Origin of the sequence: Halorarius halobius, from assembly GCF_024298865.1 — an archaeon.
In the GTDB taxonomy this organism is placed as follows: Archaea; Halobacteriota; Halobacteria; order Halobacteriales; family Haloarculaceae; genus Halorarius; species Halorarius halobius.
The window spans coordinates 1,165,637-1,189,967 of sequence record NZ_CP101161.1; the positions used below are offsets into that span (position 1 = coordinate 1,165,637).

The window sequence follows — 24,331 nt, forward strand, 5'->3', positions numbered from 1 at the left end:
CCCTGACGGCTGGGCCGTCTCCACCGCGCTTGCGGTCGGTCGTCGGCGTTACCTCGGAGGGGAAACGACTTTACCCAAGAGCGGCTACCGGCGTCTATGGCCTCCGTGGACCCCGTTCTCGTCGTGCTCATCTCGGGCATCCTCCTGTTCGTTCTCGCGGTCTATCTGATGCTCCGGCGCACCTTGCTGGCGTTCTCGGAGGGAATGCGCGAGGGGAACCGCCGCGATTAAACCACGCGACCGACGGCGTCGACCGCCGCGTCCACGGCCTCGCCGTCCACGTCCAGGTGCGTGCAGAACCGGACCTGCCGGTCGCCGAACGGCGACGCGAGCACGCCCTCGCCCTCTAGCGCCTCGACGAACGCCTCTGCGGGGTCGGGCGTCTCCACGAGCACGATGTTCGTCTCCGGTTCCTGCACCGTCAGGGCGTCGTACTCGGCGAGGCCGCCCGCGAGCCGTCTGGCGTTCGCGTGGTCCTCGTGGAGGCGGTCGCGGTTCTCCAGCGCGAGCAGGCCGGGCGCCGCGACGACGCCGGCCTGCCGCATCCCACCGCCCAGTAGCTTTCGGACCCGGCGTGCGTCCTCGATGAACGACTCCGGCCCGGCCAGCACCGACCCCACGGGCGCGCCCAGCCCCTTCGAGAGACAGAACATCACCGAGTCGACCGGGTCGACGAGGTCGGTGGCGGGGACGTCCAGCGCCGCGGCGGCGTTGAACAGTCGCGCGCCGTCGAGGTGGACCGGCACGCCGTGCTCGTGGGCCGCCTCCGCGGCCGCCGCGATGGCTCCGGGCGCGATTGCCGTCCCACCCTTGCTGTTGTGGGTGTTCTCGAGACACAGCAGGCCCGTGCCGGGCCGGTGGCCGTCTTCCTCGACGTAGCCGTCGTGGACCTGCTCGGGGGCGAGAACGCCGCGGTCGTCGCCATCGAGGGGGCGGGTCTGGAGGCCGGCGTGCTGGGCGAACCCGCCGAGTTCCCACTTGTAGACGTGGCTCTCGCATTCGACGAGCGCCTCCTGTCCGCGCTCGGTGTGCGTGCGGGCGGCTATCTGGTTGCCCATCGTCCCCGTGGGGACGTACAGCGCCGCGTCCGTCTCCACGACGTCGGCCGCACGCGCCTCCAGTTCGTTGACGGTCGGGTCCTCGCGGTAGACGTCGTCGCCCACTTCGGCGTCGTGGGCGGCCTCGCGCATCGCCTCGTCGGGGCGGGTGACGGTGTCCGAGCGGAAATCGAGCATGGCGGCCGTTGGCCCCGCGCCGTGAAATACGCCGCGGTGGGACCGCTCCGAAACCGGTTTGCCGGCGGCGGGCGACGAGCGATGTATGGACCCACGCATCCGGGAGCACGCACGCATCCTCGTCGACCACTCGGCGGGCATCGAGGCCGGCGACGACGTCGTCATCGACGCCGACCCGGTGGCCGACGACCTGGTGGTGGCGCTCCACGAGGAACTGGCCGACGCAGGCGCCAACCCCATCGTCGTCCGCGAGCGGTTCGGCAAGCGGTTCCGCCGTGCGTACCTCCGCAACCACGACGGCGATTTCGACGTGCCGGACCACGAGATGGCGCTGTGGGAGGCGATGGACTGTTACGTCGCCATCCGGGGCGACCAGAACGTCGTCGAGGAGTCGGACGTCGACGGCGACGTCCAGACCGCCTACGAGCGGGCTCGCCAGCCCCTGCTCGAGGAGCGACTGGGCAAGACGTGGGTGCTGACCCAGTACCCGGCCGCGGCGAACGCCCAGCTCGCGGAGATGTCGACGGAGGCGTACGAGAACTTCGTGTGGGACGCGGTCAACAAGGACTGGGACGCCGTCCGCGAGCACCAGCAACAGATGGTCGAGATTCTCGACCCCGCCGACGAGGTGCGCATCCGGTCGGGCGACCGGACGGACGTGCGGATGAGCGTCGCGGGCAACCCGACGCTCAACGACTACGGCGAGAACAACATGCCCGGCGGCGAGGTGTTCACCGCGCCCGTCGTCGACAGCGTCGAGGGGGAGGTGTACTTCGACAAGCCGGTCTACCAGCGCGGCCACGAGATAACGGGCGCGCACCTCACGTTCGAGGAGGGCGAGGCCGTCGACTGGAGCGCCGAGAAGAACGAGGACGTCCTCGACGCCATCCTCACCACCGACGACGGGGCGCGTCGCCTGGGCGAACTCGGCATCGGGATGAACCGCGACATCGACCGGTTCACCTACAACATGCTGTTCGACGAGAAGATGGGCGACACCGTCCACATGGCGGTCGGGCGCGCGTACGGCGCCACCGTCGGCGAGGAGAACGAGCGGAACGACTCGGCGGTCCACGTCGACATGATAGTCGACATGAGCGAGGACAGCGTCATCGAAGTCGACGGCGAGGTGGTCCAGCGGAACGGGACGTTCGTGTTCGAAGAGGGGTACGGCGAGTGAACCGAGCCCTCGGAAACCGAGCGGGGAGCGACGCGAGCCGCGAGGACGGGTTCGACGCGTAGGCGCCGATGCGTGCGTGGCTCGCCGACGCGGACGGTCGCCTGCACGAGGTCACCGGCTTTACGTCAATCGGCCGCGCCGTCGACCGGTTCGTCGTCTGGGACGCGGGGCGACAGGTGCTGACCGCGCCGCGGCTCCTCCGTGCGGTCGCGTTCGACGGCTGTACGGTCGGCGTGCGGTTCCGCGAGCATCGGCTGGCCGACGCCCGCGAGGCGTACGGCGACCGCTCGGGAATCACGTTCGAAGGGCCGCGGATGACGGCCCGGGACGTCAGGGCCGTAGAAGTGGTCCACGAGTCGTATCCGGCGTCGTTCGAGCGCCTGTTCCGCGACACCGACCACGACCTCTGTCTCCGGGTTCGCGGCGGTGCAGACGTGTTCCTCGACGCGGAACTCGTGGACGTGGCACCGTGAGTGAAAGAGTCAACCGGTGTGTCATGGCACGGAGCGACGGTCAGGGTGCCTGGCTCCACCTCCTGTCCCGGGCGGTCCTCCGGCCGGAGACCCCACGGTCCCCTCCGGGCGGGCGATGCCCGGGACGTGAATCGCCCGTCGGCGCTGGTCGTATTTCGGACATTGCGTGACGTTCGTTGGCAAACGAGCGGATAACTGTTCCGTACAACCAACCTAATTCGGTTTCAGGTGTTCATATGTGCTCACTTGAACCCGGTCGTGTCGTTCCCCGGCTATACCGGGCAGAACCGCTAAGGGTGTCGCTCGGGTAGCACGACCGTGCGACGCCTGCGGGTCGCGTTCGTGTGTTGCCTTCTCCTCACAGCGGTGGCTCCGGCCGTCGGCGCGGCGGGTACGGCGACCGAGGACGACGCCATCGTGGCGTCGTACACGTTCGCGCCGGCGGACGCGGCCGACCGGGTGCGCGTCACCGTCCGGCTCACCTCGATGCCGGCGTCGGTCTCGTCGTTCCGGTTCACCCCCCGGTACGACGGCATCCGCGTGCAGTCGACCCGCGGGTTCTCCCGCTCGGGCGGCGAGTTCGTCTGGGACGGACGTACCGGCGACCCGTCCATCACGTTCACCGCGCCGGCCGCGCCGCGGACCGCCACCGTTCGGCCGGAGGACGGGGGTGCGAACGGACTCGGCACCGCCGGCGCCGAGCAGTGGACGTACGTCGCGGCCGGCCGCCTCACGTTCTCCTACTCCTACCGCTACTACGGGGTCGACCCGGGCATCGAGACGCGCGTCGCCGCCGACGGCGGCACGGCCGGCCCGAGCATCGTGTTCCTCGGCGAGTACGCGGTCACCAACCGCTCGTACGGCGACCAGCAGTTCCGCCTCGTCGTCCCCGAGGCGGCGACGTTCACCGACCGCGACCGGAACGAGGTGCTGTCGGCGCTCATCGGCGCCCGGGTCGCGCTCGACGTCGGCGCGGTCGACCGGCGCGTCAACGTGTTCGTCACCACCGACCCCATCCGCCGCGGCGGCGTCACCTTCCCCCAGCGGCGCCGCGGCGTACAGGACGTGTGGGTCCGCGACGACGTTCGGCTCAACACGACCGGCAACACCTGGTTCCACGAGTACGTCCACAGCCGGCAGTCGTACGAGACGACCGCCGAGACCCGGTGGTTCACCGAGGCCAGCGCGGAGTACTACACCGCCCTCCTGACGCTCCAGCAGGGGCGCATCGAGTTCGACACCGTCCACGACCACCTCACGACGGAACGGGGGGCCGACGACCGCCTCGCCGCGCCGTCGACGTGGTCGAGCAGTCGCACGCCGTACACGAAGGGACGGCGCGTGCTCGCGGCGCTGGACCTCCGCATCCGCGCGGCCAGCGGCGGCGACGCCACCCTGCAGGACGTGTTCCGGACGATGAACCGCCACGACGGGCCGGTCTCCTCCGCCGACTTCCGGCGGATGGTCGACGACGCCGCCGGCGCTGACCTCTCGGGGTGGCTCGACCGCTACGTGCAGGGGACGGCGACGCCGTCCGTCCCGGCGAACCCGTATTCGTTCACGAACCCCGACGTCGCCGACGCCGACGGCGACGGTCTCGACGACGCGACGGAGCGGGCGCTTGGGACGAGCCCGTTCACCCCCGACACGGACGACGACGGGCTCACCGACCTGCGTGAGCGCGACGGCCCTACCGACCCCCTCGACGCCGATACGGACGACGACGGGTTAGAGGACGGGCGGGAACTCGCGGTCGGCGCGGACCCGACGGTCGCGGACACGGACGACGACGGCCTCGTGGACGGCCGGGAGGTCGCGGTCGGCGCGGACCCGACGGTCGCGGACACGGACAGCGACGGTCTGGCGGACGGGCGGGAACTCGCGGTCGGCGCGGACCCCGCCGTCTACGACACGGACGGCGACGGGCTGGCGGACGGCCGGGAGGTCGCGCTCGGTGCCGACCCGACGGTCGCTGACACGGACGACGACGGCCTCGACGACGCACGGGAGGCTCGCCTCGGCACGGACCCGGCCAGCCGGTTCACCGACGGCGACCGCCTCGCGGACGCCGCGGAACTCGCGTTCGACAGCGACCCCACCGAGCGCGACACGGACGGCGACGGGCTGGGTGACGCCGCCGAGAAGCGCCACGGCACCGACCCACGGGACCCCGACACCGACGGCGACGGCATCCCCGACGGGAGGGAGGTCCGGGCCGGCACCGACCCGACCACGGACACCAGCGGCATCGTGTTCTTCGTCGCGGACCTGTTCTAGCTCGGCATCCGAATCGCGTACAGGATACACAGCAGTCCGACGAGTTCACTCGCCTGCGACGCCACGGCCACCGCGGCCCGCGGGACCGACGGCACCGCGAGCGTGACAAACAGGAGCGCGACCGGGACGCCCAGCGCGAGCACGAACCCGACGGCGATGAACAGCATCGGCCGGCTCTCGTTGCGCCGGTAGCCGCGGTACGCCTGATACGCGATGAACAGCCCGATGAGCGCCCCGACCACGTCGCTGGCCTGCAGGGCGGTCCCGAGCCAGCCGTCGAGCGGTCCGGCCGTCTGGAGCGTCGCGAGCACGGTCACATCCCCTCGATGAGCCGCGTGAACCGGTCGGCCATGTCCGCCCGGCGGTCGACGCGCAGGCTGAACGTCCCGTCGTCGAGTTCGACGGTCACGCGCTCGAGCGTCGCGGCGTACTCGGTCCGGTGGTGCCCGCCCGCCGGGTCGGGGCGCGTCCGCTCCTCGACGAGGTCACACGCCCGCAGGTCGTCGAGCCGGCGGTAGATGGTCGGTCCCGATGCGTCACAGCGCTCGGCGAGTTCGTCGGCTGATGCTGGCTCCATGCTTGTCTCGGTGAGGATGGCCCGCGCTGTCCCGTCTTCGAGGACGGCGGCGATGGCGTCGAGGTCGCACTCCTCACTCACGACGGGTTCGAGTCACCGCGAGCATATAAACCATCTCCGACGGCTTCAGCCGCTGAAGCGGTGGCTCCCGGTCTATCTTCCTCCCACCCGTTCGTCCACACGTGATGTCCCCGACTGACGCACATCGCGTGGTCGCCCTGCTCGCCAATCGCCCCGCTCCGGAGGTGGTCGCGTGAGCCTCGCCGTCCGGTCGCGGGTCCGTGCCGGCGACGCGCTCGCCGTCGGCATCCTGCTCGCCACGCTCGCTGTGGGCGTCGCGGCGTACCGCTCGGCCCCCCAGCAGGTCGTCGTCCACTGGTCGCTCGGCTACGAGCAGTACTACCACGGCGTCCGGACGCTCCCGCGCTGGCTCGGCCTGTTCGCCGGCACGCTCGTCGCGGCGGTGACGTTCGCCGTGCTCCGGGCGCTCCCGCTCGTCGACGACCTCGGCACGGAACTGGCGCCCGTCCGATGGCTGTACGACGGGCTGGTCGTGCTCGCCGTCGCGTTCTGCTGTGCCGTCCAGTTGCTCGTCGTCGTGTTGAACGTGGTGTGAAACGAGACGGTGGGAGTGAGCGAAGCCGGAGGCTTCGCGACCATCACCGTGCTCGTCGCTCCGCTCCTCGCTGCACGAGCACGGTGGGATTCGAACCGGAGCCAGACGTTCCTGCTCGGCCTCCGGCCTGCGCGGGCGTGCGACTGGCAGGGTTCGACTCCCGTAGCTCGCTCTGCTCACTGTCGTTCGCAGAAGCGAGCACGGTGGGATTCGAACCCACGACCATCGGATTAGAAGTCCGACGCTCTAATCCTGGCTGAGCTACGTGCCCTGTCGCACGATAGCGGCGGCCCGCTCAAAAGCGGTGCGGGTCGGTGCTACCGGCCGCGCCCGGGGGCGCGACCGTACGCACGTCCGGGGTTGTCGTCGTCGCGTCGGTCGGGGTCGTTGCCGTGTCCCCGGTCGCGGTCCGCGGGTTCGACGGCCGTGGACTCCGCCTCGGGGGTGGAGTCCGGCGTCAGTTTCCCGCGTCGGCCGCCACGCAGTCGAACTGGACGTAGCTGATGGCGTACGCCTTGCCGTTCCGCGAGTTGCGGAAGCGGTCGTCGCCGTCGATGCTGACGACGACGGTGCCGTCATCGCCCTGTTGTACGTCGACCTCGTGGACCTCGCGGCCGGCCTTCACCGTGGCGACCAGCGAGTCGGCACAGTAGTCGGAGGCGAACGTGACGCTGATGGGTTCGTACATCTCGCCGGCCTTCGAGATGTAGCTCTCGAAGTCGATGCCGTCGACGCTCCCGCCCTCGGGGGCGAACCCGTCGGTCACGACGACGCCGTCTTCCTCCTCGTACTCGTACTCGAACTTGTACGTCCCGTCGAACGCGCAGGGGTCGCACTCCTCCTCGCACACTTCCGTCAGGAGCGCCTGGAGCTGGGAGCCGAGGTCCTCGGCGTTCTCGACGGCGACGAAGTCGTCGGGACTGCTGGCGACGTCGTCGCGCAGGTAGGTGTCGAAGCCGGCGACGTTCCCGCCGACGCCGACCGCGATGATGCGGACGCCGCCGTCCGTGATGGCGGTGGCGGTGGCCGTCGTCTCGGTCAGTTCGCCGGCCTCGCCGGCGACGCCGTTCTCGCCGCCGGTCGTGCCGCCGGTGAACTCGAAACTGCCGTAGGGGAACGGCACGTCGTCGGCCGGTCCCTGGAAGCCGGCGGTCCCGGGGTCGTCGTCGCCGTCGCCGACGAACCCGTTCTGGTAGTTCGGGCCGCCGTCGGTGACGAGAACGATGACCTCCTTCCCGCCGCGGCCCTCGTTCGCGAGGATGGCGTCGGCGAACGCCAGCGCGCCGGGCATGTGGGTCGCGTTCTCGCCCGGGGGCGCGTTCGCGGGGACGCCACCTTTGACCATCGAGACGTTGCTGGCGGTGGCGAGCCGGAGCAGGTCGCCGGGTGCGTACTCGTATGCGACGGGCGAGTCACCGAACGTGACCAGCCCGACCTGTGCGTCCGCGGGGAACACGTCGAAGAAACTCTCGACGCCGCTCTGGATGTCCGGCCAGGTGCCGGCGTTGCGAATCGACCCCGAGTAGTCCAGCGCGAGGACGACGTCGAGGTCGCCACAGGTCTCGATGACGCCGGCGTGGGAGTCGGCGGCGGCCCGCCCCACGACGCTCGGGCCGAACGTCCCGAGCGCGGAGGCGGCCCCGACGGCCGCGGCGCCCTTCAGCATCGAGCGGCGGCTCAGCGGGTACAGCGTGGTGGTGGTGGTCGTCATGATACGTACGATTTCACACGAATCGTGCAGCCTACTGGGCTGGTTCAGGGGATAATACCGGACGTTAGTTTCGACCGCCGCCGGCCGTGAACGGTCCGGACGGTCCTCGCGTCGAGCGGCATGCTCATCCTACCGGCTCGCAGGGTAGCGGTTTCGCCACCATGCTAGTCACTCACATGTGGGATGGTGGCACGCAGGACCGTTCAGGGGCGGACGCTGGAACGGTGGCGGGTCCGGCCACCATACGTATCTACCCGCCGTCGCCTCAGCCGTGGAACCGGTACAGCGACGTGACGTACGGCAGGCGGTTGAACATCCAGAACGCCACCGGCAGGCCGATGATGGTGACCGCGAGGAAGGCGGCGACGTTCGCCCATATCCACGAGAGCCACCAGCCGACGAACACGAAGTACACCGCCCGGACGAGGAGGTTCGTCTGCCCACGTCCCGACTCGGGTGCGTCGAGGCCCCGCGGCTCCGCCAGCGACAGCGCCGTCGGCACGAGGTTGATTAGCTTGATGCCGAGCGGAATCAGGACGATGGTCACGTTGAGGAGCCACGCGATGTTGATGAGGACGGGCGTGAGCCACCACCCGACGAGCACGAACCACAGGGCGCGGACGAGGAACGAACGTTGGGCCATGGCTCGAGTACGACGGACGACGCCAAGGGGTTGTCGGCAGTAGTGGGTCCCGTGGTGGGGCCGGGTCGCTCGCGGACCAGCGAGTCACAGCGCTTAAGCGCGAATCCCGGCTACCCTCGCTCGAATGGCTGTCATCGGAACCGTCGGACTGCCGGGAAGCGGCAAAGGCGAGTTCGCCAGCGTCGCCCGCGAGATGGGGGTCCCGGTCGTCACGATGGGCGACGTCATCCGCGAGGAGTGCCGCCGCCGGGGGTTAGACCCCGCGGACCACCACGGCGAAATCGCCCAGGCGCTCCGGGAGGAGGAGGGAGCCCTCGCCATCGCCGAGCGGTCCATTCCCATGATTCGGGAGGCGCTGGAGTCGTCGGACACCGTCCTGGTCGACGGCCTGCGGTCGGGCGAGGAACTCGACCGGTTCCGCGAGGCGTTCGGCGACGAGTTCACGCTCGTGGCCATCGAGGCGCCGTTCGAGGCCCGCGCCGAGCGCATCGAGACGCGGGGCCGCGACAACACCGCCGAGGAGACGCTGCGGGACCGCGACGAGCGCGAACTCGGCTTCGGGATGGGCGAGGCGATGGAGCGGGCCGACCGCCGCATCGAGAACGACGACACGCTGGCGGCGTTCCGCCGGCAGGTCAGGGAGGTGCTCGCATGATTTACAGCGTCGACGTCCAGATAACCACGCCCGTTCGCGAGACGGAACTGCCCGACCGCGTAGAGCGTGCCATCGAGAATCTGTTTCCCGAGGCAGAGGTCGAACACGGCGAGGGCGAACTGCTGGCGACGGCCCACGGGATGGAGCGGTTCTCCGAGTTGCTCCACGAACAGGAGATACTCGACACCGCCCGCGGCCAGTTCTTCGACGGGCGGCGCGGGGACGCGTTCTCGTTCGACCTGAAGAAGCAGGCCGCCTTTGAGGGCCGCGTCAACTTCGCCGTCGGCTCTCCCGGCGAACTCGGCACCATCCACGTCCGCGTGAAGGTGGAGGAGCCGTCGGTCGAGGCGTACGTCGACCACGTCGCCCCGCCCACCCAGGAGGGCCGGCCCGTCGACCCCGACGACGGGTGACACGCTACCCGAACGCTTTCTACCGCCGCGCACCCCGCCCCCGTATGCACGCGGTCTGTTTCGACCTCGACGGCACGCTCCTCACCCTCTCCCGCGGGTACGCCGACCTGCTCGCCGACGCGACCCAGCGCCACGCTGACAGCCGCGACGACGCGCTCGTCGAGGCGTACAACGAGGCGTTCCTCGAGGCGTTCCGGGCGCTCGACCCGGAGCCGTACGCCGCCGGCGGGCGGGCGGTCGCGGACCGGGCGGACGCGACGGTCGACCCGGCGGCGTTCGCCGACACCGTCCGCGAGTTGGAGTACGAGGCGGTCGGCGTCTCCGACGGGATGCTGGCCCTGCTGGACCGCCTCGACGACCGGCCGCTCGGCGTCGTGACGAACGGCCTGCCCGACTGGCAGACGGGGAAACTCGACGCCGTCGGCGTCCGCGACCGGTTCGACGCGGTCGTCACGTCCTACGAGGCGGGCGCGCACAAGCCCGACGCCGCGGTGTTCGACCTCGCCGAGCAACGTCTGTCGGCGGAGGGGTACCTGATGGTCGGGGACGACCACGAGGGGGACGTGGTCGGCGCTCGCGATGCCGGCTGGGAGGCGGTCCATCTCGACCGCGACGCGGCGGGCGTCCGCGTCGGCTCGGAGCGCGACCTGGCGGCCCTGCTCGCGGCGCTGTCGTGACTACTCGCCCAGCCCCGAGACGTTGATGGCGACCCACTCCGAGCGGTCGCGCCGGCGCGTCACCCGGACCTCCTCGACCCACTTCACCCACTGGAAGCCGCGGCGCTCGGGCGCGACCAGCCGCAGGGGGAAGCCGTGGCCGTGGCTGAGACGTTCGCCGTCGACGGCCGTGGCGAGCAGGGCCTCGCGGGCCTCCGCGAGCGGCAGAGACCACCGGTAGCCGGTCACCGACCGGAACTGGACCCACGCCGCGTTCTCGCCGACGCCCGCCTCGTCCAGCAACTCGTCTACGCGGACGCCCTGCCAGTCGTGTTCCGAGTACCAGCCGCTGGTGCAGTCCAGCAGCGCACGGGCCTCCGTTTCGGGTCGAACGCTCCCGTAGTCGAGTTCGAACTCGCGCTCGACCAGTCCCGTCACGGTCAGCGTCCACTCGTCGGGGTCGACGGGGTCGGGGTCGTCCGCGACCCACGCGGTGACGGGGAAGCGGTTGCCGGCGTCGCTCCCCCGTTCGCGGGAGCCGGTGAACCGGCGCTCGGTGCCGACGGCGTCGGTGACGCGGTAGGCGACGGCGCCCGCCGCGGTCAGCCCCAGCCACGAGAGGGCGGCCCGCCGCTCCCGCAGGTCGGCCCGCGCAGGAAGCGAAAGGCGGTCACGCAGGTGGACGAGGAGGACGACGGCGGTGACGACGCCGAGCGAGGCGTGGACGAAAAGCAGGGTCCACGGTCCCGGGACGGTGGCGCCGAGCACCCACGCGATGCCCGTCGCGAGCGCGGCGACGGCCACCAGCGACAGCACCACCGAGAGCGCGACCCGGCCGGACCGCGCCCGGACGCCGGCCCGCACGCGGTGGCGGACGCGCCAGAGTTTCAGCGCGAGAAAGGCGACCAGCGAGACGCCCGCGCCGCCGTGGAGGACGAACAGCCACGCGTCGCCGGGCCGGGAGACGAGGCTGGCGAGGCCGCTGGCGACGGCCAGCGCGACGCCGGCCAGAAGCGAGTAGTCCACCAGCCACGAGGGTACGCGAGGCCCCGCCCGGTCCATACCCCCGGCTACGGGCCGGACGGGCTTGAGTGGTGGGCCACGCGCCGCTCTCGGACGTGGCGCGACCGAAGAGCGGAGCGGCCTGCGCTACTGCGGCGTCGACTGGTTCGCCTTCGAGACGGGGTTCGGGAGGCGGTGCGTGCAGTCGGTGTCGAACGTCCGCGGGGCGTTCTCGGTGGTGACCGCGTCGTCGCTGTACCAGCGGTCGGGGTCGGGGCGGGGCGTCGGTCGGCCGGGGCGCGTCTCGGTGTCGGGTCGGGGTGTGGATGTGCTCATCTGTTGTCTGAGAGTGCAATCGAGTGGCTGTACGTCGCAAAACAGGGGTCAGTGTGCGCGTACAGCGAGCATCCGTACACCACCGTACCGCGGGAACTATAATGAAAGTTCGGGTTCGTACATGGTCTGTCATGCCGTGGCGCGCGTCGAGGTGTCGGGCGGTCAGATGGGCCCGTACAGCAACAGGGCGACGGCGGCGGCGATGAACACCACCTTCAGCGCCGTGTTCACGGCGACGACCTTGCTCCCGAACCTTGCACCCTATCGGGATGCTGCGGTCCCACGATTCTCTTACGAGAAGTCAGAGACTCAGCGCCCCTATGCTTGCGATAGCGGGGTTCAAGCGTTAGGTCGGTCTGTAGGCTGGAGACTGGCGCGGGTATCAGGAGCGTGTCGTGCGGTTCGGAGCAATCCATGACCGAACTGCAACCCATCAACCCTGAATCAGCAGTAGAAATGTATCTGAATGAACGGCAGTCAGAACTGGCAGACAAAACTCTGGAAAACATCACTGGACACCTGCGAGCTTTCTGTGAGTGGTGTGAGAGTGAGGAAATCGATGATTTGACCGAGCTGACTGGTCGGAGACTACACGATTACCGTATCTGGCGACAAGAGGGGATAGCCCAAACGACACTGAGTATTAATCTCTCGTCACTCCGCAAGTTTCTGCGGTGGTGTGTCAGTATCGATGCTGCGCCAGAGGGATTAGACGAGAAGATAATCCTGCCATCTCGGAATCGGGAGACTGAAGCTCGTGACACGATGCTGAATGCTGACGATGCAGAGGAGATGTTGAATCACCTTCGGAAGTATCAGTATGCTACTCGGACTCACGCGCTGTTGGAGTTGATGTGGCACGTCGGTTGTCGCAAAGGGACCGTCCGTGCATTCGACCTTGGCGACTTTCATTCCCGAAACCAGACACTTGAAGCTCACCACCGACCTGACACGGATACACCACTGAAGAACGGTCGGCGTGGGCAACGAACACTCGCTTTGTCGGATTACGTTACTGAAGTGCTGTCCGACTACACTGAGCATCACAGGTACGACAAGACGGACGATTACGGGAGAGAACCACTATTCACAACCCGTTACGGTCGTATCTCACTCTCAGCAGTCAAAGACGCCGCATACACCATGACTCGCCCCTGTGTCTATGGTTCGTGTCCTCACAACCGCGACACTGACGACTGTGAGGCGGTTGACGACAACAGTGCATCTCTCTGTCCCAGTAGCGTTTCACCGCACCCGATTCGTAGAGGCAGTATCACTCACCATCTCTTGAACGACGTTCCTGAAACCGCCGTCAGTGACCGCATGAACGTCAGTAAGGACGTATTGGATGCACACTACGACCAGAGAACTGCTGACGAGAAAGCGGAGGCACGTAGGAAGTATCTCGACAGTATCTAACCGATTGTTCTGACCTTTCTCTGTAGTTGCTTACGCGAGACATGGCCCTTTCACAGATTATTGAACAATGTATTGGCTGGTAACGTGAGGACAGAACCGACAGTAGCTACTAAGCCTAAATCCTTTTAAATAGTTCTGAGAAACAAAGTATTGGACGGAACGGGCGTGGATAGAGCGTGATACCCCTTGACATTGATACTGTAGTGATTGGGTAGCTATCCTGATGAATGGATTGCCTTGATTGGGATGCGCCCTCGACAACTATCCATAAACCGCACCGCAGGATAGTGTGTCTCCGGGCGCGTTCCCGCACCAAACGGCACTGTTAAAACAGCAGGTAGACGGGTGAGAGGAGTGTTTTCTGAGCCGACAGTCTGTGACTCGTGGAGGATGATTATTTTCTGGAACCAATTATAGTCGAAGAAGACGGTGCTATAATCATTCATCCGACTTCTGAAATCCACGTCAATTGATCTCTTACCTCCTTTTTCACCGTGTTCAATCCTGTATAATCCAGTCCGATGAAATCCATCAGTTCACGAAAAGCGTCTTGACGATGGAGAGAGGCTAATTCGAAATCAGCACCGTACTGTGGTCGTCTATTTTCGACTACTACAGCCATCACTCCCAGTATCCCTTTCCAGATATCGCTATGCGCACCGAATTTTACGTAATCAAGTCGTGTGCTACCACTTACGACAATCTCTTTCTCCTTGCAGTTTAAATCGCACGCGTCACTCAAACACTTTGCTTGTGTCTTTTTGAATAGGATATTATCACGCTGCGATTGGGATTGTCGCTGGTCCATCCCATATCCGTCCCAGTTAGGCTTTGTGCCCCTCTGCCACCGCTGTAATCGCTCCCACTTCTGTTTCTCCCACCTCGTCCTCGCAGGAGCATCTTCTAATCTGAAATGGGTGCTGGCAGCGGACTCAAAAGTTGAGCATGTCTGTGAGTCCGAATAGTCTTCTACAGCTTGGTTCGCGGAACCACCGTACCCTCTAAAGAGATCGAGTTTACCTTCTTGCTTGGTCGTCTGCGACTCATCCAGTATCTCGGGTATCGGGGCGCTGGTTGCTGGACTCATGCAACTTACAGTAGGTACGTGTCGCACATAAGGCGGGAATTGATGTGATTCGAATTGTATTACACGGGATATGCAGATCCCTGAATATGACACGACGATGCAGATCCTTCGCGACAAACGGATTGAACTGGAGCTATCTCTCTTCGAAGTCGCTAACGAAGTGAATCTCAGTGATAGCCAACTGAACCGGATGGAATTAGCACAGACTAATGGCTCCTATCGCAACGTCCAACGGGTCTGGCAAGTGCTTCAGGAGCATGACACGGCGTCTCAGGAGTCTGCAGAGTCTCTGATGGTGGAAGATATTGAATGGGCCTACAAGGGTGAGACTCGTGCCGATGTGGTCTCCAAACTCACTGGTAATGACTTCTCACAATTGCCTGTGATGGATGAAGGTGAGGCAATTGGATTCGTTACCGATTTTGATTTGATGGAGCATCCTGATCCAAAGACTCCTGTTGAGGACATGATGGGGATGTCAGCCATCTCCGTGGAACCGACGGATAGCCGTGAGTTGGTAAAAGCTATTCTTGAAGAAGGCTATCCATCTGTACTTGTAGAGGACAACGACGGATATTGTGGGCTAATCACCCAATTTGATTTGTTGTAGACTGGTTAGTCTCCAATAATGATTAATTCAGATATATTGATTCATGCACAGTCTTGATTTGATGTGTGGATGAAAACTCAATCAGATTAGCGTCTAAGCGGCTTTTCTCTGTCGCAGGCCAATTGCATTGGAATGTGCGTGATTTGGGTCAGCGACTAATCTGAACAACTGACGGCCATCTCATCGGGACAGGCCATTCAAAATTTGACATTAATAACATTCATTTACACATGGATAAAATGTTGACAGTAATGGGGGATGGGTACCCGTCTGATTGGGACGAGCGGCGAAAGACCGTATATCAGAGAGATAACTATCAATGTCAGAACTGCGGTCGACGTGGTGGCCCACACGGGAATGCCGAGTTACACGCTCATCACATCGTCCCGAAAAGCAAGGGGGGGACACACCGACTGACGAATCTGAAGACAATGTGTAGTCACTGTCACAGTGCGATTCATGGGAGGAGGCTTGCTCCAACTGCAAGAACTGAAACTACTCGTTCAAAAACCAGTCGTTCCATATTCGACCGCCGTTTAGGGGGCTGTCCGATGTGCGAGAAGTCAAATAAGTTGGAATGGATGCATAGTCTACTTCATCCACATATTCGATGCTCGTCGTGTAAATCAAGGTTCACGCGCCAAAGTTGGAAAAATAGTATTTGGAAACTGACAGACGGCCCGGAGGAACTAGTTGGAACAACACTAACTCAACAGGAATGGAAAAATATGAGCCAAGAAGAATACTCAAACAACCCTTGCGGTAATTTGGCCAAAGCTGGATTAAGTTCCCTGGCAATCAGCATCCTCGGATTAGCAGGAATACTAATTATTGCCAATTCATTAGTATTTTTAGCCGGTAATTCTACGTATGGTGGTCAATATTGGTTTGTCACGATATTGATTGTCCTCGTGTATCTACTCATTAAAGTCAAGGGTTGAAGGAAAATCACATCACCCTCGATGTTTGATACGGGACTAAACAGTTTTCAGGGAATCTATCTCTGTACCTAATTAACCTCGGGTGGGGGAATCTGGTGTTGATATTTCCCGACGAATGATCAGCGACTTTCGTCTATACCCCCTTCTCACCAGTCACGGCTCTGAGTGGCCTGTTTGGATGCCACTTTCACGCGCAAAGTGTCATTGGCATAGTTGCAATAAACATCGAAATCAGGGTCGTTGAATCGTGATAACCTTGTTTAGGAAGAACACTTTTCAGTCTACACCTTCTTTTACCAATTGTATGTCAAGTAGCTGGGCCGCTATTGCGATGGTCGGTCGAGTGATAGCAGTAGTTACCGTGTTGCCATTCCTTGGGGGGATGCTCTGGCTATTGGTTAATGGGAACCCCAATGTCGAGATGGTTGAACAAGCTTCTAGGCTCTTCGCAGGAGCGGTCGTAGCCTTAGTTCCGCTCTCTTTAGGTGGAATCGCCTTGTATGCGCTCTTTCAAGCTGCCGAAGCAAGGGCATAATTCTCCAACTGGGACACAGAATCAGAATCCCATAGTGTGCGACAAACCCCTAATCTGTATTCTGGCGATTTTCAAGTGTGTTGAACGGTCGTAAGAACTAGGTTAGTGGGTATGGATAATTCGCCTGAACCGTATGACGCCGCAGACCACTGGCATACCGGATGCCGAATGCGACTCCGCTAATCACCCCGTTTATCAGGGAAACTGTGGGTCGTCGGTCTGTGGTCAAACTCCTGAAACCGCAGCACATCAGTACAGCAACAGGGCGACGGCGGCGGCGATGAACACCACCTTCAGCGCCGTGTTCACGGCGACGACCTTGCTCCCGAACTCGGCACCCCAGATGCCGTACTGGAACGGGATGGAGCGCTTGAACGTGGTGACGGCGAAGGAGACGACGCCGCCGACGAGCATCGTCGCCACCGCCTGCTCGGGCGTGAACGTCCCCGGGACCAGCGGCGCGATGACGATGGCGCCGTTCGTCGTGTCGAGCGCGAACACGGCCACCACAGGGACGGCGGCCGCGGGGAGGCCGACGGTCGTCGCCAGCGGGTCGGCGGCCGCGGTGACCTGCGTGATGTCGACGTTCGCGGTCAGCAGGGCGACCGCCGCGTAGATAATCGCCAGCCGCGGCAGGATGTCGCGGGTCTTCTCGTACCCCTTGCGGCCGGCCTGCTCAAGTTTCCCCTGGAGGGTCTCGGGGTGGTCGCCGGTGACCGTCGGCTCGGTGGCGGTCCCGCCGTCCGCCTCGACGGGGTCCGTCCCGGGCCGCTCGCCCGCCAGCAACAGCGCGCCCGCCGCCACCCCGGTGAGGGTGATGGCCAGCGAGATTGCCGCCCGCGCGCCCACGTACATGAGGCCGACACGCAGGCCGAGAATCGGAATGAGGACGGGCGCGTAGAACGTGAAGATGTGCTGGACGAACCCAAAGAACGTGTTGATGGTGACGGCGACGAGCGTCGCACGGTCCGAGAGGCGCCCGGACTCGCGGAACTCCGCGAGCATCCCGTAGCCCGCGGTGGTCGAGGCGGCGGTGGTGACGATGGCCCCGCCCACCTCGTCGGGGAGGTTCGCCGGGCGCGTCAGATACTTCGACAGCGCCGCCACGCGCTCGACGAGGCCGAACGCCACCAGCAGGTGCGCGAGGCTCACGCCGACGGCGATGAACGCCGCTATCTTGGCGACGCGGACCGCGACCGTCGGCAGGACGCCCCACACCTCGACTGCCATCGCCGCCGGCTAGGGGTCGGCGACACTAAGCGGTGTCTCTCGTGGGCGGGGTGACAGGAAGAGAGGAGACCGGCCCGGACGGTTCGGCTACCCGGTCACTCGCCCGGCGCGAATATCTCGGGGTCCTCCGGCCCCTCGGCGGTGACGACGGCGAGGGCACCCTTCCGTGCGACCCGCGAGAGCGCGTGGTCGACGAGTTTGAAGTTCCCCGGGACGGGGAACGACATCGTGGCGACGCAGGCGCTCCCGGGGAGGACGGGCGTCGTCTGGACGTAGCGGCTCGGTTCGCTGGCGAGCGCGCCCTGCTCCCAGACCTCGTCCCAGACGCTCCCGATGGGGTGGAAACTGCTGAACTTGTTCGGCCCGCCGACGCCGAAGAACACGCGGGCGGTCTCGCCGGTCCGCACGTTCATCTCGGCGTAGTTGTCGGGCGTGATGGCGTACTTCTCGCCGTTCATCAGGACGTAGGTGGGGTCCTCCATCGCCATCCGCGCGAAGTCGAACTCGTGGTGGCCCGTCTGGCCCGTCGTCCCGTTCGTGTACAGTTCGTGCTGGCCGAGGTAGAACTCGTGGTCCACCTCGGGCAGGCCCTCTTCGGGTTCGACGAGGATGATGCCGAACATCCCGCTGGAGATGTGGTAGTCGACGTTCGCCACCGCACAGTGGTAGATGAACGCGCCGGGGTACGTCACCTTGAACGAGAGCTGTTTCTCCTCGCCGGGGGCGACGACCGTCGCCTCCGCACCGCCGCCGGGGCCGCGGCACGCGTGGAAGTCCACGTTGTGGACCATCGCGTTGTTCTCGTTGTTGCGGATGGTCAACTCGACGGTGTCACCCACGCGGGTGCGGATGAACGGCCCGGGCACCTGCCCGTCGAACGTCATGTAGGTGAACGTCACGCCGGGCTCCACCTCGGCGACGAGTTCGAGCGTCTCCATCTCCACCTCGACGGTCGCCGGCTCGGACCGCGAGATGGGTGCGGGGATATCCCGGGGGTCGGCGGCGATGCGGTCGACGTCGACCGGCTTCGCCTCGCCCAGTTCGGCCGGCGTGTCCTGCTGGAACTGGACCGGGCTCGTCCGCACGTCGTTGGCCGGCGGGGTGCCGACGGTACAGCCCGCGAGGGCCGCCGCGCCGCCGAGTCCAGCCGTCTGCAGTACGCGTCGCCGCGTGGTGGTGTACGTCATTTCGAATGCCTCTGAACGCATGTTCTCGGAGCAACAGCATATAACAAAAACTCGTGTCTCAGGCCGTGAGAATCGGAATTTGGTGTTATGTTGCTACGTCTGAAAGGTGATGCATGAACGCGACACGACACCCCCGAACCGTGAACCGCCGCCGGTTCCTGCAGGCCGCCACGCTGGTCGCGGCGGGCGCCACAGGGGTCGCCGGCACGACCGGAACCGCAGTCGCTCAGTCGGGCGAAGACCTCTCGGCGTGGTTCTCGAACGTCTCGAACTTCGCGGGCGTCGTCGACGAACGCGGGAAGGCGCGGGTCACCGTCGCCGTCGGGGCCGACGGGAACGGCGGCGGGTTCGCCTTCGGCCCGGCGGCCGTCCGCGTCGACCCCGGCACCACCGTCGTCTGGGAGTGGACCGGCGCGGGCGGTGCCCACAACGTCGTCAGCGAGGACGGCGCCTTCGAGAGCGAACTCGTCGACGACACCGGCCACACGTTCGAGCACGGCTTCGAGAGCGATGGCGTCGCGCTGTACGCCTGCTCGCCCCACAAGGCGATGGGGATGAAGGGGGCCGTCGTCGTCGGTGACGTGGCCGTCGCCACTCCGACGCCGACGCCCGCACCGGAACCGGACCGCGCGTACGTCGAGCGAGAACCCGACTACGGCGACTGGTTCGACGGCGTCTCGAACTACGAGGGCACCGTCGACGCCCGTGGCCGCGAGGCGGTTACCGTCGTCGTCGGTGCGGCGGGCAACGGCGGCGCGCTCGCGTTCGACCCGCCCGCGGTCCAGGTCGACCCTGGAACTCGCGTCGTCTGGGAGTGGACCGGCGACGGGGAGCACGACGTCGCCAGCGACGACGGCTACGCCAGCGCCGTTCAGAGCGAGGGGCGGTTCGGACAGATGTTCGACGGTGTCGGCGTCAGCACGTACGCCTGCACCGCTCACGAGGCGGCGGGGATGCGGGGCGCCGTCGTCGTCGGCGACGTGTTCGAGGGCGTGCACGAACTGTCGAACGCGGAACTGGCGGTGCTGGGCGCGTTCGGCGTCGGCATCCTCTCGCCGACGGCGTTCGGCGCGTTCCTCGCGGTCCGGAACCGGCGGAACGCGACCGCCGACCCCGCCGCCGGCGCCCGAGACGAGGAGTCGGCCGCCCGGCCCCGGTAGGGCGCCGGTCGGGTCGGGACCGTCGGATGCCGGGGCTTTCCCCCGGTCGCTGTCGGGCGGACGCTCGGGCGCCGGGCCGTCGGCGCCTGAACCGAATCGAAGGCTTTTGAATCTCGAGACCGTGATTCGACTATCCGCAGGGGGTAATGGTGAACGTGGACGGAGACGTGAACGGGCGCCGACACCAGCCGACAGCCCCCGGCTCGAGACCGACGCCGCCGTACGGATTCGGCGTCGCGTCGCGCCCTGTCGCCGCACCGGGAGGTGGCCCGCCGTGACCGGTCGCCGTTCCCGTGACCGCTCGCGGCGCCGCGGGTCCGAGAAACTCACCCGCCGGCGGGTGCTGGGCGGTCTCGTCGGCGGGGCGGGCGTCCTCTCTGCCGTGTCGCTGTCGAACCGTACCGGAGCGTTCAGTTCCGCGACGGCCGGCCGGAGCGTGGCCGTCAGCGTCGCCGACGACCCGAACGCGCTGGTCGGCCTCGACATCAACGGGGCGGTGAAGAAGAACTCGACCGACCGGCTGGTCACGGTCACGAACGACACCAGTTCGGACGTGACTGTCACCGTCTCGCTGGACTTCTGCACGCAGGGGACCCTCTACTACGACCCGGCCGGGACGAGCGGCTGTTCCGTCTCGTTCTCGCTGGCCGTCGGGGGGTCCGGAACCGTCGATATCGAGGCGGCGGTCAAGGACACCACGATTCCGTTCACGCTTGACGTCGCCGGCTCCGGGTTCTCGTTCACTGCGACGCGGTCGACGACCGCCGAGTCGGGGAACGTGAAGGGTGCGGTGACCGTCAAGAAGGTGAAGAAGTTCAGCGCCAATCTCCTGGACAACAACTGGACCGTCCAGCAGGTGGACATTCGGGACGGCGACGGCGACGCCGACCTCGACCGCGTCGAGTACGAGGTGACCGACAGCGGCGGGACCGTACGCGGGACCCAACGCGACACCGCGTCGGGGGATAGCTACTCCAGGAAGAAGAATGAAGTCGTCATCGAGCCCGACTCCGGCTACATCCTCGTGCCGGGCGAGACGTACACGCTCACCGTCACGGGCTACGACGCCGACGGGAACTCCGCCAGCGTGACCAGAACCGACACGGCGTGATGCCGCTCGACGACTCCGTACGGCTCCGTCTGCTCGCGCTCGTCGCCGTCGTGGCCGTGCTCGGTGTCATGTTGCTTGCCGTACCACTCGGGGGACCGGTGCAGGTGAGCTACGCCGAGTCCGACAGCATGGCGCCGACGCTCCAGCCGGGCGACGGCTACGTGGTCGTCCCCGCGGGCGAGGTGGAGACTGGCGACGTCGTGGTGTTCTGGGCGCCGTCGCGCAACGAGTTCGTCACCCACCGCGTCGTCGGGGAGACGGCCGAGGGGTACGTCACGAAGGGCGACGCCAACGAGCGGACCGACCAGGCGAACGGCTACGAGCCGGTGACGCGGGCGGCCATCGTGGGCGAGGTGTTGACCGTCGCCGGCACGCCGGTCGTCGTCCCGACCGCCGGGCGGGTCGTGCCCGTCGTGCGGACGTTCCGGTCCCCCATCTTCGCGGGGGTCCTGCTGGTCGGGGCGGCGATTGCCACCCGCGCGTGGAAGCGGAGCCGCCACGACCGCCCCGGCCGGCCGGTGTACCGAGTTCGCGACGTGGTGGTGCCGCTGTTGGTCGTGGGCGTCCTCACCGGCCTCGCCGTGACGCCGCTTGGCGCGGACGCCTACCGGCTGACGTACGTCGCGTCCGAGCCGGGCGAGCCCGGGGCGGAGGTCGTCGTCGGCGAGCCGACGACCCGGGAGATGAACGTCGACGTCTCCGCGACGCCGTTCGTCCAGTTCGTCGTCGACGGCGAGGGGCTGACGGTCGACCGCGCGACCGCGACCGGCGACCGGCTCGACGTGCAAGTGACCCTGCCGCCGCCCGCCCGCCCGGGCGTCCACCAGGCGGTGCTCCGGGTGTACCCCTACCCGGGGGTGTTGCCCCACGACTGGCTGGTGGTGCTCCACCGATTCCATCCGCTCGCGGCAGTGCTCGGCTCTCTGTCGGTCGTGTTCGGGCCGCTGGTCGCCGGCTACACGCTACTGGTCGACGGCTCGCGGCCGATTCCGGCGCTGTCGGGCCGTCGAACCGGCAGACGTCAGCCGTGAGTCGGACGGAACCCATTTGTACGCAACAGTAGTAAGGCGACCGTACTCGCATGTCGACGGGCACTCAGGCGAAACACGTCGTTGCGACGCGCGGCCCCACGGTCGCGGTCGTGCTGGTGCTCGTCGGCGTGTTCGCACTCGGGGGAGCCGGCTGGCTCGTCGCATTTCCGCCGACCGAGCAAGTGACCGAACAGCGGGCGGAACAGACGTTCGCGAGCGACGTCGAGACGAGCGCGCTCGTCACGGGGTCGACGCCGCTGTACGCCGAGGGGGTTCGCCTGCGGGACAAGCCGGTGTACCTGCTCGCGGCCGCCCCGGAGGCGACCTACTCGGTCGAGACATCGGTACCCGAGGGGCCCACGGTAGCGGTGTCACAGCGGCTGGTACTCGTCTACGAGGGGACGCGCAACGGCGAGACGTTCTGGCAGACGGAGCGACTGCTGGTCAACGAGAGCCAGCGGGTGACCGACGGCACCGCCCGCGCGAACGCCACCCTGAACATGTCGGCCGTCGCACAGCGGCTCCAGTCGGTCCGGTCGGCCGTCGGCGGCGTGGGCGTGTTCGAGACGCGGCTCGAACTCAGGGTCGACTACCGGAGCAACCGCTACGAGGGCACGCTGAACGCCTCGGCGCCGCTCCAGGTGACGGGCCGCGCCTACTGGGTCGACGGCGACCTCTCGGGGTCGCGCACCCAGTCGCGGTCTGTCTCGCGGACGGTGACGCGCCAGCCGGACCCGCTTCTGGTCGGGTCGCTCGTGCTCGTCGGCGCGCTCGCGCTCGTCGGGGCCGGCGGCGTCGCGTACGTCTACCGCGACCTCGACGTCGACTCGGTGGCGACCGAGACTGTCCGGTCCCGCTACGAAGAGTGGATATCCGAGGGAGAGTTCCCCTCCGGCCCGGACAAGCGGTACATCCGCATCAACACGCTGGAGGACCTCGTCGACGTGGCCATCGACTCCAACAAGCGCGTCATCTACGACGACGTGTACCAGGCGTACGCGGTCGCCGACGGCGACCTGGTCTACTACTACACGGACGACTACGACCGCATCGCGCCGTGGCTCAATATGTAGCTCACCGCCGGAGCCACGCCCGGAGGCGGTCGCGCACCGTGATGCCCGACTCGCGGAATCGGAGGGGGCCCGTGCCGAGGACGCTGACGCCGACGAGACCGACGCCGGCACCGACGAGCGCGTCGATGGCCAGCAGCGGCACGACCGGATGGACGGCGTACAGCGTCCGGACGGTCGAGGGCGGCACCACCGCCAGATACCAGTGGCGCGAGAGGCCGTACTGGACGACGCCGGTCCGGTCGGGGGCGGTCACCGTCGCCGAGACGTTCGCGCGGCTCCCCCCGGGGACGACCACCTGGTCGCGGGCGAACGTCAGGTTCGGGTCGCCGCTGTCGAGCATGACGACCGCCGGGAGCAGGCCGGTGTTGCGGAACGAGTAGGTGACGTTCTGGGTCGTGCCGGCGGCGACGACGTTCGGCCGCGGGGAGTCGCTACTGGAACTGACGACCGTGAGCGCCTCGCCTCCCGAGGGGACGACCATCGCGGCGGTCACGCCGACCAGCACCAGCACGACGAGCGCGGCGACGACGACCCGTGCGTCGACGACGCCCGGCCGCCGGTCGCGGCGGTCGGTCTCGCGGCGGGCGCCCCGGCCCCGCTCGCGGACCGCCTCGATGGCGTACGCGCCCGCGCCGACCGCGAACAGCAGATACGCGAGCCCCTGTGTCCCAAGTAGCGACCGGGTGCCCAGCAAGGTCGCAAGCCCCCGTTGCAGGCCGGTGAGGGCGCCGGCGGCCGCCATCGCGGGGACGCCGAGGTTCGGGATGACGAGCAGTTGCCCGCCCACCTCGAACCCCTGGGCGACGATCTGCTCCTCGGTGACGGGGGGTTCGCCGCCGTCCTGGTCGGTGAACGGGTTGGCGTCGCCCTTCGTGATGTACCCCCGCGGCGTCTCCTCGACGACCCGGTGGGTGGTGAGCCCGCCGCCGTGGAGCGTCTCGGCTCGGAACACGACCACGTCGCCCTCCTCGACGGGGCCGGCGACCGCCGATGGGACGGCGACGAAGCCGTCGCCGGGATGGAGCGTCGGCTCCATGCTCCCGGTGGTGACGTAGCTCAGGAGCACCGGCTGGCCGAGCAGTTGGCCGACGACGACGGTTACGAGGAGAAGCGCGAGGAGTCCGCCGCCGGCCAGCCGCGCCGCGCGTCTCGGGTCCATTCGAGGGTCGGTAG

General features: G+C 66.5%; 27 protein-coding genes and 1 tRNA gene. 16 read left to right on the top strand and 12 right to left on the bottom strand.

Annotation, left to right across the window (positions count from 1 at the left end):
* Positions 1-96: 96 nt before the first annotated feature.
* Positions 97-231, top strand: coding sequence for a DUF7859 family protein (locus tag NL112_RS06185; RefSeq protein ID WP_255151753.1), 135 nt, complete (start codon positions 97-99; stop codon positions 229-231).
* Here the strand turns inward: NL112_RS06185 and NL112_RS06190 are convergent.
* Complete coding sequence (locus NL112_RS06190) at positions 228-1,235, bottom strand: threonine aldolase family protein (protein WP_255151754.1); 1,008 nt, start codon at positions 1,233-1,235, stop codon at positions 228-230. The two genes, NL112_RS06185 and NL112_RS06190, sit on opposite strands and share 4 nt — an antisense overlap.
* An 85-nt stretch (positions 1,236-1,320) precedes the next feature.
* On the opposite strand from NL112_RS06190, the gene NL112_RS06195 reads away from it, so the two are divergent.
* The 3 genes from NL112_RS06195 to NL112_RS06205 all read left to right on the top strand — a co-directional run bounded on the left by NL112_RS06195 (position 1,321) and on the right by NL112_RS06205 (position 5,165).
* Complete coding sequence (locus NL112_RS06195) at positions 1,321-2,415, top strand: aminopeptidase (protein ID WP_255151755.1); 1,095 nt, start codon at positions 1,321-1,323, stop codon at positions 2,413-2,415.
* Between the two features lie 68 nt (positions 2,416-2,483).
* Positions 2,484-2,888 (top strand): hypothetical protein, encoded by a 405-nt coding sequence (locus NL112_RS06200; protein ID WP_255151756.1) that lies wholly within the window; start codon positions 2,484-2,486, stop codon positions 2,886-2,888.
* Between the two features lie 318 nt (positions 2,889-3,206).
* The gene (locus NL112_RS06205) at positions 3,207-5,165 is read left to right on the top strand and encodes a M61 metallopeptidase family protein (RefSeq protein ID WP_255151757.1); all 1,959 of its coding nucleotides are present in this window, start codon (positions 3,207-3,209) and stop codon (positions 5,163-5,165) included.
* Here the strand turns inward: NL112_RS06205 and NL112_RS06210 are convergent.
* Positions 5,162-5,482, bottom strand: a complete 321-nt coding sequence (locus NL112_RS06210) for a DUF7521 family protein (RefSeq protein WP_255151758.1) — start codon at positions 5,480-5,482, stop codon at positions 5,162-5,164. The two genes, NL112_RS06205 and NL112_RS06210, sit on opposite strands and share 4 nt — an antisense overlap.
* Positions 5,479-5,823, bottom strand: a complete 345-nt coding sequence (locus tag NL112_RS06215) for an ArsR/SmtB family transcription factor (RefSeq protein WP_255151759.1) — start codon at positions 5,821-5,823, stop codon at positions 5,479-5,481. The genes NL112_RS06210 and NL112_RS06215 overlap by 4 nt, the downstream gene beginning before the upstream one ends.
* Positions 5,824-5,995: 172 nt before the next feature.
* Here NL112_RS06215 and NL112_RS06220 point away from each other — a divergent pair, with 172 nt between their 5' ends.
* Complete coding sequence (locus NL112_RS06220) at positions 5,996-6,358, top strand: hypothetical protein (RefSeq protein WP_255151760.1); 363 nt, start codon at positions 5,996-5,998, stop codon at positions 6,356-6,358.
* A 195-nt stretch (positions 6,359-6,553) separates the two neighbouring features.
* Here NL112_RS06220 and NL112_RS06225 read toward each other — a convergent pair.
* The 3 genes from NL112_RS06225 to NL112_RS06235 form a co-directional block, all read right to left on the bottom strand.
* A tRNA-Arg gene (locus NL112_RS06225) sits at positions 6,554-6,629 on the bottom strand.
* Between the two features lie 186 nt (positions 6,630-6,815).
* Positions 6,816-8,069: a vWA domain-containing protein gene (locus NL112_RS06230; protein WP_255151761.1), complete on the bottom strand. Its 1,254-nt coding sequence runs from the start codon at positions 8,067-8,069 to the stop codon at positions 6,816-6,818.
* A 265-nt stretch (positions 8,070-8,334) separates the two neighbouring features.
* Entirely contained in the window at positions 8,335-8,712 is a 378-nt protein-coding gene (locus tag NL112_RS06235) for a YccF domain-containing protein (RefSeq protein WP_255151762.1), read from the bottom strand.
* A 124-nt stretch (positions 8,713-8,836) separates the two neighbouring features.
* Here NL112_RS06235 and NL112_RS06240 point away from each other — a divergent pair, with 124 nt between their 5' ends.
* Genes NL112_RS06240 through NL112_RS06250 form a run of 3 tightly spaced genes read left to right on the top strand, consistent with a single transcriptional unit; the run spans position 8,837 to position 10,457 of the window.
* The gene (locus tag NL112_RS06240; RefSeq protein ID WP_255151763.1) at positions 8,837-9,367 is read left to right on the top strand and encodes an AAA family ATPase; all 531 of its coding nucleotides are present in this window, start codon (positions 8,837-8,839) and stop codon (positions 9,365-9,367) included.
* Positions 9,364-9,780, top strand: a complete 417-nt coding sequence (locus tag NL112_RS06245) for an RNA-binding domain-containing protein (protein WP_255151764.1) — start codon at positions 9,364-9,366, stop codon at positions 9,778-9,780. Before NL112_RS06240 ends, NL112_RS06245 begins: the two co-directional genes overlap by 4 nt.
* A 44-nt stretch (positions 9,781-9,824) precedes the next feature.
* Entirely contained in the window at positions 9,825-10,457 is a 633-nt protein-coding gene (locus NL112_RS06250; RefSeq protein ID WP_255151765.1) for an HAD family hydrolase, read from the top strand.
* Here the strand turns inward: NL112_RS06250 and NL112_RS06255 are convergent, their stop codons facing one another.
* Both NL112_RS06255 and NL112_RS06260 read right to left on the bottom strand, forming a co-directional pair.
* The gene (locus NL112_RS06255; RefSeq protein ID WP_255151766.1) at positions 10,458-11,498 is read right to left on the bottom strand and encodes a molybdopterin-dependent oxidoreductase; all 1,041 of its coding nucleotides are present in this window, start codon (positions 11,496-11,498) and stop codon (positions 10,458-10,460) included.
* Positions 11,499-11,585: 87 nt separating this feature from the next.
* Positions 11,586-11,774 (bottom strand): hypothetical protein, encoded by a 189-nt coding sequence (locus tag NL112_RS06260; protein WP_255151767.1) that lies wholly within the window; start codon positions 11,772-11,774, stop codon positions 11,586-11,588.
* A 414-nt stretch (positions 11,775-12,188) separates the two neighbouring features.
* Between NL112_RS06260 and NL112_RS06265 the strand changes: the two genes are divergently transcribed.
* Positions 12,189-13,193 (top strand): tyrosine-type recombinase/integrase, encoded by a 1,005-nt coding sequence (locus tag NL112_RS06265; protein WP_255151768.1) that lies wholly within the window; start codon positions 12,189-12,191, stop codon positions 13,191-13,193.
* A gap of 442 nt (positions 13,194-13,635) precedes the next feature.
* Here the strand turns inward: NL112_RS06265 and NL112_RS06270 are convergent, their stop codons facing one another.
* A complete protein-coding gene (locus tag NL112_RS06270; RefSeq protein ID WP_255151769.1) occupies positions 13,636-14,280 on the bottom strand; it encodes a hypothetical protein in 645 nt (214 codons plus the stop codon).
* Positions 14,281-14,350: 70 nt separating this feature from the next.
* Between NL112_RS06270 and NL112_RS06275 the strand changes: the two genes are divergently transcribed.
* From NL112_RS06275 to NL112_RS06280, 3 genes are all read left to right on the top strand, one after another.
* Positions 14,351-14,890, top strand: a complete 540-nt coding sequence (locus NL112_RS06275) for a CBS domain-containing protein (protein WP_255151770.1) — start codon at positions 14,351-14,353, stop codon at positions 14,888-14,890.
* A 251-nt stretch (positions 14,891-15,141) separates the two neighbouring features.
* Complete coding sequence (locus NL112_RS22880) at positions 15,142-15,831, top strand: HNH endonuclease (protein ID WP_350356156.1); 690 nt, start codon at positions 15,142-15,144, stop codon at positions 15,829-15,831.
* A 304-nt stretch (positions 15,832-16,135) separates the two neighbouring features.
* Entirely contained in the window at positions 16,136-16,366 is a 231-nt protein-coding gene (locus tag NL112_RS06280; protein ID WP_255151771.1) for a hypothetical protein, read from the top strand.
* Positions 16,367-16,615: 249 nt separating this feature from the next.
* Here NL112_RS06280 and NL112_RS06285 read toward each other — a convergent pair whose 3' ends face one another.
* Positions 16,616-17,596 (bottom strand): nucleoside recognition protein, encoded by a 981-nt coding sequence (locus tag NL112_RS06285; protein ID WP_255151772.1) that lies wholly within the window; start codon positions 17,594-17,596, stop codon positions 16,616-16,618.
* Positions 17,597-17,691: 95 nt separating this feature from the next.
* Positions 17,692-18,783: a copper-containing nitrite reductase gene (nirK, locus tag NL112_RS06290; protein WP_350356159.1), complete on the bottom strand. Its 1,092-nt coding sequence runs from the start codon at positions 18,781-18,783 to the stop codon at positions 17,692-17,694.
* Positions 18,784-18,896: 113 nt separating this feature from the next.
* On the opposite strand from nirK, the gene NL112_RS06295 reads away from it, so the two are divergent.
* The 4 genes from NL112_RS06295 to NL112_RS06310 all read left to right on the top strand — a co-directional run bounded on the left by NL112_RS06295 (position 18,897) and on the right by NL112_RS06310 (position 23,158).
* A complete protein-coding gene (locus NL112_RS06295; protein ID WP_255151774.1) occupies positions 18,897-19,943 on the top strand; it encodes a halocyanin domain-containing protein in 1,047 nt (348 codons plus the stop codon).
* Positions 19,944-20,217: 274 nt separating this feature from the next.
* Complete coding sequence (locus NL112_RS06300; protein ID WP_255151775.1) at positions 20,218-21,054, top strand: hypothetical protein; 837 nt, start codon at positions 20,218-20,220, stop codon at positions 21,052-21,054.
* Positions 21,054-22,085: a signal peptidase I gene (locus NL112_RS06305; protein ID WP_255151776.1), complete on the top strand. Its 1,032-nt coding sequence runs from the start codon at positions 21,054-21,056 to the stop codon at positions 22,083-22,085. Before NL112_RS06300 ends, NL112_RS06305 begins: the two co-directional genes overlap by 1 nt.
* 50 nt (positions 22,086-22,135) lie before the next feature.
* Positions 22,136-23,158, top strand: a complete 1,023-nt coding sequence (locus NL112_RS06310) for a DUF5305 domain-containing protein (protein WP_255151777.1) — start codon at positions 22,136-22,138, stop codon at positions 23,156-23,158.
* Between the two features lies 1 nt (position 23,159).
* Here the strand turns inward: NL112_RS06310 and NL112_RS06315 are convergent, their stop codons facing one another.
* Positions 23,160-24,317: a signal peptidase I gene (locus NL112_RS06315; protein ID WP_255151778.1), complete on the bottom strand. Its 1,158-nt coding sequence runs from the start codon at positions 24,315-24,317 to the stop codon at positions 23,160-23,162.
* Positions 24,318-24,331: the final 14 nt, after the last annotated feature.